At 64.3% G+C, this 11,282-nt stretch carries 9 protein-coding genes; 3 read left to right on the top strand and 6 right to left on the bottom strand.

Features of this window, described 5'->3' with window-relative positions:
• The first annotated feature begins 307 nt into the window (after positions 1 to 307).
• Complete coding sequence (locus AC0L3C_RS30565; protein ID WP_473260122.1) at positions 308 to 1,447, top strand: MFS transporter; 1,140 nt, start codon at positions 308 to 310, stop codon at positions 1,445 to 1,447.
• A 6-nt stretch (positions 1,448 to 1,453) separates the two neighbouring features.
• Here AC0L3C_RS30565 and AC0L3C_RS30560 read toward each other — a convergent pair whose 3' ends face one another.
• Complete coding sequence (locus AC0L3C_RS30560; protein ID WP_473260125.1) at positions 1,454 to 2,443, bottom strand: Bug family tripartite tricarboxylate transporter substrate binding protein; 990 nt, start codon at positions 2,441 to 2,443, stop codon at positions 1,454 to 1,456.
• 296 nt (positions 2,444 to 2,739) lie between these two features.
• Here AC0L3C_RS30560 and AC0L3C_RS30555 point away from each other — a divergent pair, with 296 nt between their 5' ends.
• Positions 2,740 to 5,577: an ATP-binding protein gene (locus tag AC0L3C_RS30555; protein ID WP_473409792.1), complete on the top strand. Its 2,838-nt coding sequence runs from the start codon at positions 2,740 to 2,742 to the stop codon at positions 5,575 to 5,577.
• 23 nt (positions 5,578 to 5,600) lie between these two features.
• Here the strand turns inward: AC0L3C_RS30555 and AC0L3C_RS30550 are convergent, their stop codons facing one another.
• The 3 genes from AC0L3C_RS30550 to AC0L3C_RS30540 form a co-directional block, all read right to left on the bottom strand.
• On the bottom strand, positions 5,601 to 6,539 hold the full coding sequence (locus AC0L3C_RS30550; protein ID WP_473409794.1) for an aldo/keto reductase: 939 nt from the start codon (positions 6,537 to 6,539) through the stop codon (positions 5,601 to 5,603).
• 93 nt (positions 6,540 to 6,632) lie between these two features.
• Positions 6,633 to 8,129 carry an MDR family MFS transporter gene (locus AC0L3C_RS30545; protein ID WP_473409791.1) on the bottom strand — a complete coding sequence of 499 codons (1,497 nt, stop codon included), beginning with the start codon at positions 8,127 to 8,129 and terminating at the stop codon, positions 6,633 to 6,635.
• Positions 8,126 to 9,271 (bottom strand): HlyD family secretion protein, encoded by a 1,146-nt coding sequence (locus tag AC0L3C_RS30540; RefSeq protein ID WP_473409790.1) that lies wholly within the window; start codon positions 9,269 to 9,271, stop codon positions 8,126 to 8,128. The genes AC0L3C_RS30545 and AC0L3C_RS30540 overlap by 4 nt, the downstream gene beginning before the upstream one ends.
• A gap of 47 nt (positions 9,272 to 9,318) precedes the next feature.
• Here AC0L3C_RS30540 and AC0L3C_RS30535 point away from each other — a divergent pair, with 47 nt between their 5' ends.
• A complete protein-coding gene (locus tag AC0L3C_RS30535; RefSeq protein ID WP_473409789.1) occupies positions 9,319 to 10,047 on the top strand; it encodes a TetR/AcrR family transcriptional regulator in 729 nt (242 codons plus the stop codon).
• Positions 10,048 to 10,096: 49 nt separating this feature from the next.
• Here AC0L3C_RS30535 and msrA read toward each other — a convergent pair whose 3' ends face one another.
• On the bottom strand, positions 10,097 to 10,612 hold the full coding sequence (msrA, locus tag AC0L3C_RS30530) for a peptide-methionine (S)-S-oxide reductase MsrA (RefSeq protein ID WP_473260129.1): 516 nt from the start codon (positions 10,610 to 10,612) through the stop codon (positions 10,097 to 10,099).
• 152 nt (positions 10,613 to 10,764) lie between these two features.
• On the bottom strand, positions 10,765 to 11,187 hold the full coding sequence (locus tag AC0L3C_RS30525) for an OsmC family protein (protein ID WP_473409788.1): 423 nt from the start codon (positions 11,185 to 11,187) through the stop codon (positions 10,765 to 10,767).
• Between the last annotated feature and the right edge of the window lie 95 nt (positions 11,188 to 11,282).

The following is an 11,282-nucleotide window of genomic DNA, read 5'->3' as shown; positions in this document are numbered from 1 at the left end:
CGAGATCGCCCCTCAAGGATGAGCCGGGATGGCCGACACATACGCCGTTTCCGAATTTCGGTAAAGTGGAATATTTTTGCGCGCACGGCTTGACACCGACGCAGGTCGGGCTGTCAGGGTATTTCGTCCGATGGCGCAGCCCACCGGCGCCGCCGAGATGCTGGTGACGAGCCAAAAGGCCTAGTGTCCGCTTGCGGTCGCCCAGGAGCTGCCTGCGACAATCCGAGTCCGCCGCCGACATAAAGACGCAACAATTTCGAGGCTTCTCGATTGCCCCTGCCTTGAATTACCCCTCCTCGGAGTTCCCATGTCTTCTGCCGACAAGCCGGCGACACGCCTTGCGACCAGGCTTGCCTTCCTCGTCGCGGGCTTCGGTATCGCGTGCTGGGCACCGCTGGTGCCGTTCGCGAAGGCGCGGCTCGCCGTCGACGACGGCATCCTCGGACTGCTCCTGCTCAGCCTCGGCATCGGCTCGGTCGTCGCGATGGTTCTGACCGGCTTGCTGAGCGCGCGCTATGGCAGCAAGCCGATCATCATTGCGGGCGGGCTCGGTCTTGCCCTGGTCCTGCCTCTGCTGACGATCGCGAGCTCGCCCGCGACGCTGGCGCTGGCGCTCTTCGCGTTTGGCGCCGCGCTCGGCTCCATCGATGTCGCCATGAACATCCACGCGGTTGAGGTGGAGCGGGCCGCGGGACATCCGCTGATGTCCGGCTTCCACGCGCTGTTCAGCATCGGCGGCTTCGCCGGGGCCGCGCTCATGACCGCACTGCTCTCGCTGCAACTCGGCGCGCTCGCTTGCACGCTGATCTGCTCCGTCCTGATGCTGATCGCGATGCTGGCGGCCTGGCCGCGGCTGCTTCGCTCCGTTCAGGTGCAGGAAGGACCGCTGTTCGTGTTGCCGCATGGCGCCGTGCTCCTGCTCGCGCTGCTTTGCGCCATCACGTTCCTGGTCGAAGGCGCGATGCTCGATTGGGGCGCGTTGCTCGTCATCGGCGCGGGCCTCGTTTCCGAAGCGCAAGGCGGGATCGGCTACATCGTGTTCTCGGTCGCCATGACGATCGGGCGGCTCGGCGGCGACGCCGTCGTCGCACGCATCGGAGACCGCACGACATTGTTCTGGGGCAGCCTGATTGCGATCGCGGGTTTCGTGGTCCTGCTCACGGCTTCCGTCGTGGCGGTCGCCGTAGCCGGCTTCCTGCTCATCGGCCTCGGCGCATCGAACCTCGTGCCGGTGCTGTTCCGCCGGGCGGCGAGGCAGACGGTGATGCCGATGGGCCTCGCCGTCGCGGCGATCACCACCGCCGGCTACGCCGGCGTTCTCGTCGGCCCCGCCGGTATCGGCTTCGTCGCACGTCTTGGCGGATTGCCGGTGGCGTTCTGGCTCCTGACCGCGCTGATGGGCCTCGTCACGCTGACGGCGCGTATTGTTACGCGCGCCGCCAGCTGAGCGGCCTCACAAATTGCTCAGCCCGATCGATTTGATCAAGGGCGCGAGGCTTGCGGATGTGGCCTCGACGATGCGCTGGAATTTGTCCGGGCTTGAGTCATTGTCCGGCTCCATGCCCTGGGCGCGATAGCTCGCCAGGAGCGCCGTATCGGCCATGGCGAGCCGCGTCGCCTGCGCGATCCGGTCGATGATCGTATCGTCGGTGTCCTTGGGTGCGAACAGACCGAACCATCCCTCATACCGGATGCCGGGCATGCCGGATTCGACGGCGGTCGGGATCTCCGGCGCGCCGCTCAGCCGCGTTTCGGTGGTGACCGCAAGCAGCCTGACTTTCCCCGCTTGAGCCAGCTGCTGCAATTGAACGGACATGACGGCAATGACGAGCGATATCTGGCCGCTGACGAGGTCGTTGGTCGCCTGCGAGATGCCCCGATAGGGCACGTGGACAATATCCAGGGCCCCCGCCTGCTGCTTGAAGGATTCGCCGACCAGATGATTTCCGGTGGCGATCCCCGGCGTGCCATAGGACAGCTTTCCCGGATTGGCTTTCGCATAGGCGATCAGCTCGCGCAGGTTTGCGGCGGGCACCGAAGGATTGATGGCGAAAACCAGCGCGCTGTTGATCAGGCGGTAGATCGCGCGGAAATCGGCAACGGAATATCCGGGATTCGCCGACGTCATGGGAATGATGACCTGCGTGCTGCCGTTGCCGAGCAGCAGCGAATAGCCGTCGGGCTCCTCGCGCGCCACCGCCGCGGTCCCGATGGCGCCGCCCGCGCCGCCAATATATTCGACGAAGGTCGGCCCAAGCAGCGACGGCATCCTGTCCACCCAGGGGCGCGCGATCTGGTCACCCGATCCGCCGGCTCCGTAAGGAATCACCAAGCGAATGGGACGAGACGGATAGTCGGCAGCTTGTCCGTTGCGGGGAAGCGCGGTGAGCGCCGCTGCGCTTGTCAACGCGTGCACGAATTTTCGCCGCGTGAAAGAGGTCATGCTGCAAATTCCGGAAGTCGGCAGTCAATGTGGTGGCGGGACCGGCTCCCGGACGATGCCATCGCAGCAATCCGGCACGACAGTCAATGCTCCATCCGGACGAGCCGCGGTGTCATCGCATTGTCACGTCGGTCTAACTCTTTACTTTCCAAGCATAATTTCGCGAGCGAGCCGACCCAAGCCGTCCACGCAGGACTGGCAGCCCTGCCCACTGCTTTCGGCCAGTTTACTGTACGCCTCGTTCTGCTAGACCACAAAGTAATACATTTTGACTCCCTTCGAGGGGGCGATGGCGCGTGCCAGATCGTAGCGAAGACTCGGCCATTTCCTTTGGGCCATTTCGACTGTTTCCGAAGTCCCGGCTCTTGGAGAAGGAGGGCGCGCCGCTTCACGTCGGCGGCCGCGCGCTCGACATTCTCATCTTCCTTGCCGGACGCCCCGGAGAAGTCGTTGACAAGAGAGAGCTGGTCAAGCGCATCTGGGCCGGCGTCAATGTCGACGAGGGCAGCCTGCGCTTCCATGTCGCGGCGCTGCGCAAGGCGCTCGGTGACACCGGCAAGTCGGCCCGTTACGTCGTCAACGTGCCCGGCCGCGGCTATTGCTTTGTCGCCTCGTTCGCTCAAGCGGCTCTGCCGGCCGCCCCGGTCCCGGCCGAAACCGCCCCGCCCCGCTCCCTGCCCGCTCAGCTCACGAGGATGGTCGGCCGGGAAGACGTCATCGAGAAGATCTCGAACGGACTTTCGCTCTATCGCTTCATGACCGTCGTCGGGCCGGGCGGCATCGGCAAGACCTCGGTCGCCGTCACCGTCGGGCATCGCCGTTCCCAGGATTTCGGCGGGCGAGTCTTCTTTGTCGATTTCGGTCCGCTGAGGGATGGCAGTCACATCGCGACCACCATCGCTTCGGCGCTTGGACTGACCATCAGCGCGGAGGATCCGACGCCGGCCCTGCTGACGTTTCTGAAGACCGGCCCGGCCCTGCTGATCTTCGACAGTTGCGAACACGTGCTGGATCAATTGGCGCCGCTCGTCGAGCACATCGTTCGCGAGGCACCGCAGCTCCGCGTTCTCGCAACCAGCCGCGAGTCGTTCCGGAGCGAAGGCGAGCGGATTTTCCGGCTGTTCCCGCTGGATTGTCCGCCCGAGCGCGAAGGGCTAGCTGTCGACGAGGTCCTTGCCTATCCCGCGGCTCAACTCTTTGTGGACCGCATTGCGCAGAGCTCGGGCCCGTTCCAGCTCAGCGCGGAAGAGGCGCCCCTCGTCGCGAGCATCTGCCGGCGCCTCGACGGCATCGCGCTGGCGATCGAGCTCGCGGCAGGCCGCGTCAATGCTTACGGCATCGCCGGCACAGCATCCCTGCTCGACAGCCGCTTTTCGCTGCAATGGCGCGGCCGGCGCACCGCCGTGCCGCGGCACCAGACGCTCGCTGCGGCCCTGGACTGGAGCTACGACCTTCTGCCTGCCGCGGAGAGCGCCACGCTGCGACGCCTGTCGGTCTTTGCCGGGCCTTTCGCGCCGGAGGCGGCTGCGGCGGTCGCGTCCGGTGACGGCCTCAACGCGTCCGAGACTCTCGAAGCAATCGACAGCCTGGTGACCAAGTCGCTGATCTCGCCGTCGGGCTCGCGGACGCTGCGCTATCGGCTGCTCGACACCACGCGCACCTATGCATACGGAAAACTCAGCGAGCTCGGCGAAGCCAGGCAGTTCGCGCGGCGTCATGCCGAGCATTTTCGCGACTTATTCGAGCGCGCGGAGGCCGATATTTCGACGCCGCTGCCCGAATGGCTGAGCATCTATGGCGCGGAGCTGGACAATGTGCGCGCGGCGTTGGACTGGGCCTTCGGGCCCGACGGCGAGGCGACACTCGGTATCGCGCTGACGGCGGCTGCGGTCACGCTGTGGGTGCGTCTTTCGCTGTTCGCGGAATGCCGTGAGCGCAGCAGAACGGCGCTCGCGGCGCTCGGAGACACCGCCGACGACGACCGCATCCGCATGCAGCTCCTGTCGGCGCTCGGATGGTCGCTGATGTATGGCGAGGGCCGCGCGCGCGAGGCTCGACCGATCCTCGAGACGACCCTCGATCTGGCTGACAGGCTCGACGACAAGGATTTCCGGCTGCGCGCGCTCTGGGGCTTGTGCATCGACCAGTTCAACAACGGACAGTTCGGCAAGGCCCGTGCGCTCGCCGAGCGCTTTGCGAACGCAGCCGCGAACTCTCCCGACAGGACCGATGTCATGCTGGGCGACCGGCTGATGGCCGTGGCGCTGCACTATCTCGGGGATCAGACCGAGGCTCGGCTGCGCATCGACCGGGTCAATGCATCGCTGCATGTGTTGGCGGAGAAGCCGAAAATCTTCCCGCTCGATCTGAGAATCTCGACGCAATATTTTCGGGCTCGCATCCTGTGGCTTCAGGGCCTGGCCGATCAGGCTCAGGCCCTCACGTCCAGGAACATCGAGGAAGGCCGCGCCAATGGCCACGCGCTGACCTTCTGCAGCGTGCTCGGACAAGCCGCATGCCCGATCGCCTTCTGGTCCGGCGATTTCGACGCCGCGGAGCGTCACGGCATCGAGCTGCTCGAACACACCGAGCGCCACGCCATCCGGCTGTGGGGCCTGTGGGCTAGGGCCTTCAACGCCGCCGTCATGGTCAAACGCGGCGACTCGACCGGCCTGCCACTGCTGCGCGAGGAGCTCAATCGCGCCGGCGATGCGCGCTTCCTGCCGCGTTTTCTGCCCCTGCTCGGCGAGCTCGCCGCGTGTTCCGGAGAGGCCGACCAGGTTGACCGCGGCCTCGACGTGATCGAGGACGTCCTGACCCGCTGCAACGACCGGCAGGAGCTCTGGTATCTGCCGGAGCTGATCCGCATCAACGGAGAGTTGATGCTCAGGAGCGCGCGGCATTCAGAAGATGCCGAGGCGCGCTTTCGCGAGGCCATGGACATTGCCGTCCAGCAAGGCGCGCGCTTCTGGGAGCTGCGAAGCGCGGTCAGCCTGGCGCGGTACATGATCGGGGCTGGCCAGAGCGCGGACGCCTTGGCAATTCTGGAACGCGCATGCGGGCCCTTCACCGAGGGCGCGGGCATCGCCGAGATCCGCAGCGCCCACGATTTGATCGAGCAGCTCCGGGCTTGATGAGTCGGCTGATCGGCACCGATTCATCCAGCCCGCGGGATGAATCCGGGCACGCCGGTCTCGACGACCGTGTTGAACCTGATGTTTGTCGTGATCTGGTCCCTCATCTCTCGCATGGCGTCTTCGGGCAAGGCTGAAATATCGAAGTTTTCCTGGATGCGCCGGGGATTGGTCGAAGTCGTCAGGAAAGCGGTGCCGCGCTGGACGGCCCACGCCAGCGCAATTTGAGCCGGTGTCTTGTGCAAACGCTCCGCGATGGCAGTGATCACCGGATCGGCCAGGACGTTCGGCTTCATGGCGTGCCCCAGCGCTGCAAACGCCTGCAGCACAATTCCGTGCTCTCGACAGAAGTCGAGCAGCTCCCATTCGGGAAGATACGGATGCGATTCGACTTGCACCATGGCGGGCCTGATCCGCGCGATCGAAACGATCTCGCGCAGCTTATCCAGGGTGATGTCCGACAGACCGATCGACTTGCAGTGCCCCTCGTCGACGAGGCGTTCCAGCGCCCCCCACGTTTCGGCCAGCGTAACCCCAGAATCATAGATGACCCGACCGTGCTCATCCCTCGGGTCCTGCTCGTCGCCGGGTTGAAAGGCAAAGGGCGTATGGATGATGTAGCAATCGATCTCGTCGAGCTGCAGCCGTCGGCGACTGGCGTCGAAGGCAGGCCTGACCCGTTCCGGCCGATGATTGGTGTTCCATAGCTTCGTCGTAACGAACAGGTCCTTGCGCTGAAGCGTCCCCGCCTTGAACGTCTCCTGCAGCGCATCGCCGACCGCTTCCTCGTTGCGATAGCGCTCCGCGCAATCAAGATGTCGGAATCCGGCCTCCAATGCGGCCTTGGTGGCCCGCCTGGTCACGAGCGGATCCGGAATGAGCGTGCCGAATCCCACCGCGGGAATCGTCCCGGATTGATGAGTCGGAATTCTCGTATAACGAAGCGTATCTGACGAAGTCATGCTGATGCTCCTTTGCTTGTCCACGGCTCCCTCAAAAGTAAGGGACGAGGTATTTGAAATTGACGATGCGAGGTCATTCCACGGCCCCAGGCGTTAACCGGTAGGCCGCGGCTTACGGAGAAAAAACACAAGCGGAATCACGACGAGCATGGCGAACATCAGGATCTCGAACTGGTCGATGACCGCGACGGTCGCCGCCTGACGCGTGACCATGCCGTTGAGGGCGGCAAGGCTTGGCTTCGCGATCGGCTCCCCGACGAATGCAGCGACTCGGTAGGGCGTGAGGTTCTTTGCGAGTGCGACGTGCACAGCCTGCGTATTGGCGTAGAAGAAGAGCTGAACGACCGCGATGCCAATGGTGCTGCCATAGAGGCGCGACAGGTTGATCAACGCGCTGCCTTCCGGGCGGAGCTTCGGATCGAGCGTGCCGAACGCGGCCCTGGCGAGCGCGGGCAGCAACATGCCGAGACCCGCTCCCTGGAGCAGGCCGGCCTCGACCACCGGCCGCCAATCCATCGCCGGTGAATAACCAAGCATCAGCCAGTTGGCATAGACCACCAGCGTCATTCCGCCCACGAGGAACGGCCGGTAGTCGATCTGCGCGGGGACCAGGCTCGTCAGCACCAGCGCTCCCACCAGCGCGACGCCGCGCGGAACAGTCATGTATCCGGTGGTATCGACGGGGTAGTTGAGCAATTCTTCCAGCATCGGGGACGTCAGGGCCAGGGTCGGCAGCAGCACGAAACCAAGCGCGAAGGAGATGACCGTCGAGAGCACGAGATTGCGATCCCGGAACAGCGCCGTGCGGAGAAAGTGCTCCTTTGTCGTCATGACGTGGACCATGAAGAGATAGAAACCCAGGACCGAAGCGATCGCCTCGATCCAGATTTCCGTCGAGGCAAACCATTCCAGGCGCTCCCCGCGGTCGAGCAACATCTGCAACCCGATCATGCCGACGGAGAACGTCGTCAGGCCGAAGAAGTCGAAGGGCTGGCTCCGCTCGGCCCGCTTCTCGCCGAGCAGCTGAGCCATCGTCAGGAAGATGAAGCCGGTCATCGGCAGGCTGAAATAGAAGATCGCGGGCCAGCCGTAATATTCACTGAGCCAACCGCCAATGGCCGGGCCGCTGCTGATGCCGAGCAGGGAGCAGACGGTCCACGCCAGGCTCATGCGCGCATGTCGCACCGGCGATGTCGCCTCGAGCAGGATCGCCAGCGAGAGCGGCGCAAGAGGTCCGCTCGCCGCGCCCTGGAGGATTCGCGCCAGCACGAACTGAATCGACGTGGTCGCCAGCGTGTCGAGGGCGAGACCCAACACGAAGATCGTGACGGCGGCCTGATAGACCACTTTCCGGCCGTAGCGTCCCGCCAGCCATTGCGTGATCGACATGGTCACGGCGCTCGCCGCGATATACGAGGAAAACACCCAGCCGACCTCGTCATTGGCCATCGAGAGCGTCGCCTGAATATGAGGTAGCGCCGCGTTCGGTATCGAGATGTTGACGGCCTGCATGTAGGTCGCCATCAGGGCGGCCGCGGCGATCGCGTGATGACCGCCGGGCGCAGTGGTCGATGGGAGGGGCGTACTCATTTGCTCTCCGTCGCGAGCGCGGGTTGGAGCAGATGTGCCCAGCCGCGGCGATGGCCGGTATCGACCCGCGCCGTCACGCTGATGCCCGAGAACAACGGCCGGCTTGGATCGAGATCGTCGAGCTCCAGGCGCACCGGCAATCGCTGGACGACCTTGACCCAGTTTCCCGTCGCATTCTCGGGCGGCAGGAGCGAGAAGTCCGATCCGGTGCCGGGACTCATGCTGACGATATGCGCCCTGAACTTGCGATCCGGATAGGCATCGAAGTCGATCGTCGCCTCCTGGCCCGGGCGCATGTGGGTCAAGCCGGTCTCGCGAAAATTCGCCTCGACCCAGACGTGCCGGCTCGACATCAGCGAGAACGTCGGTGCCCCGGCATTGACGAAGCCGCCGATCTGGAGATCGTCGACCTTGGTCACGATGCCGTCATCCGGCGCCGTCACGGTGGCATAGGAGAGATCCAGCCGCGCACGGTCGAGCTGTGCCCTGGCTGCGCGAACGGTCGGATGGCGATCGATCTCTATATCGGCATCGCCATTGAGGGCAACGACCGTGTTGGCGATCTGCTGTTCGATCGACACCATGCGGTGGCGAGCGACCTTCATGTCCGTCTCGGCCCGCTCATAGACCGCGCGTGGCGTGAAGTCGGAGGCAACCAGCATCTTCTTGCGATCGAATTCGCGCTCGTCGAAGGTAGCCGTCTCTTTGGCCGACTGCAGCTCCGCCTGCTGCTGACGATGGGTCGCCTTGAGGGATTCGATCTGGAGCCGCGCACTTCCGAGGCGCGCCTCGGCCTGGTCGACGGCAATTTCATAAGGCTCCGGGTCGATGCGAAACAGCACCTGCCCCCGTCGGACGCGCTCGTTGTCACGCACGGCGATCTCGACCGCCTGGCCGGAAACCCGGGCATTGATGGTCACCTTCGCGGCGCGAACAAATGCGTCATCGGTGGAGACATATTGCTCCTGCGCCAGATAGATGAAGGCGCCGACCACGGCCAGCGCCATCGGCAGCGCGAGCATCAGCGGTCGTCGCAGCCGCTTGCCGAGCCCTGCCCCGAACCATTGCGCGGCAGCCTCGCTCGGGCGGAAGCTGTTGCGATCGCCGGGCCCGCCGGCGATTGGCGCGAAATCGAAACGCATCGAAGGACCCTCGCGTTCAATCTATTTAATAGCGATCGTTACAAATATTGTGCTTCAACGCGGCGATCAAGTGGGCGACCTTGATTTTTATAACGATCCATACAAATATATGTGTGGAGCATGGCAACCGGGGTTCTGACGAAATGGCACGGAAAAAGAGCGAAACGAGCCCGGCGCGCCGGGGACGGCCACCGGCCTACGACGCAGAGGCGGCATTGAGGCGGGCAACGGAAACGTTCTGGAGGACGGGCTATTCCGGTACCTCCCTGGACAAGGTCGCTGCAGCGACCGGCATGAGTCCGCCGAGCCTCTACGCGGTGTTCGGCAACAAGCGTGCGCTCTACCTCGAGGCGCTCGCGCGTTATTGGGAGATCAGCCTGGCCGCGACCCGTGAGGCTCTCGCGGGGGACCATCCCTTGGACGAAGCGCTGATGCTGGCCTATGACGCGGCGCTGTCGATCTACTTTTCCGGCAAGGGAGCCGCACGCGGCTGCTTCGTGGTGGGGACGGCGGTGACCGAAGTCGCTGAAGATGCCGCGATCCGGAGCAGCGTCGCGGCGGGACTGCGCATGATAGATGCCGATTTCGAAGCCCGCTTCCGCCTTGCGCAGGACAAGGGCGAGCTGAAGCACGACGCCGATCCGGCGGCGCTTGCCATTCTCGCTTCAGCCACGATGCACACCATTGCCATTCGCGCCCGTGCCGGCGCCCGCCGCTCGGAGCTGAGGGAGATGGCCCGAAAAGCGGTCGATGTGATCTGCGGATCCCGGCGGTGACCTCGCGGATTTCGGGCATGGCTCTCCCCGGCAATAGTGCCGACCAGCTTTAGCCTGCCGCTGCAGCCCCGCGCCGCGGCAGTTTCCAGTCGGGGCGGATGAAGTGGCAGGTGTACCCGTCCGGATAACGTTCGAGATAATCCTGGTGCTCCGGCTCGGCTTCCCAGAACTCGCCCGCGGGCGCGACCTCGGTCACGACCTTGCCAGGCCACAGACCGGACGCCTCGACGTCTGCAATCGTGTCCTTGGCGATCCGCTTCTGTCCGTCGCTCGTGTAAAAGATCGCCGAACGATAGCTCGTGCCCAGATCATTGCCCTGCCGGTTGAGCGTGGTCGGATCGTGAATTTGGAAGAAGAACTCCAGCATGGTCCGAAAGCTGGTCTTGGCGGGATCGAAGGTGATCTCGATCGCTTCGGCATGACCTTCATGATTGCGGTAGGTGGCATTCTTCACCGCGCCGCCGGTGTAACCGACGCGGGTGGAGACCACGCCCGGCTGCCTGCGGATCAGATCCTGCATGCCCCAGAAGCAGCCTCCGGCTAAAACTGCGCGTTCCGTTGTCATCTCTCCACTCCCAATTGATCCGTCTGTCCGTTCTGCATCCGTCGCATCCTATGCTTTTGGCGGCTCCGCCGATAGCCAGGCATTTGTCCATCCAGTTCCTCTCGCGAGGCGCAAGCTTCCAGAACCGGATGGAGACACAATGAGAGCGCGCCCTACGTCAGTTTGGCGTCGAGCGTGATCGCGGCGTTGAGCACTTTCGACACAGGGCAGTTCTTCTCGGCCTCGCCGGCGATCCTGGCGAAACCTGCGTCGTCGAGGTTCGGCACCTTGGCACGCAACGTCAGCGCCGATTTGCTGATCTTGAAGCCTTTGCCTTCAGGTTCGAGCGTGACCGCGGCTTCCGTCGAGAGCTCGTCAGGGGTGAAGCCGGCGAGTTGCAAGCCGAAGGCCAGGGCCATGGTGAAACAGCCGGCATGGGCCGCCGCGATCAATTCCTCGGGATTGGTGCCGTTCTCGTTCTCAAAGCGGGTCTTGAAGGAATAAGGCGTCGCGGCGAGCACGCCGGATTCGCTCGACAGTTGACCGGTGCCATCGCGACCGGTGCCTTTCCAGACTGCTGTTGCCTTGCGGATCATCTCAATTCTCCTGGTTGATTTTTTAGCACCGGCGCTCGGTACGGTACGAAAGCGACATTGGCACGACCGCCTGCCGCCGTTCCAACCGGCCGGGC

The sequence above is a fragment of the Bradyrhizobium sp. WSM4872 genome, from assembly GCF_055811715.1.
The sequence above is the reverse complement of the archived record's forward strand: the minus strand, read 5'-3'. Positions and strand labels throughout refer to the sequence as shown.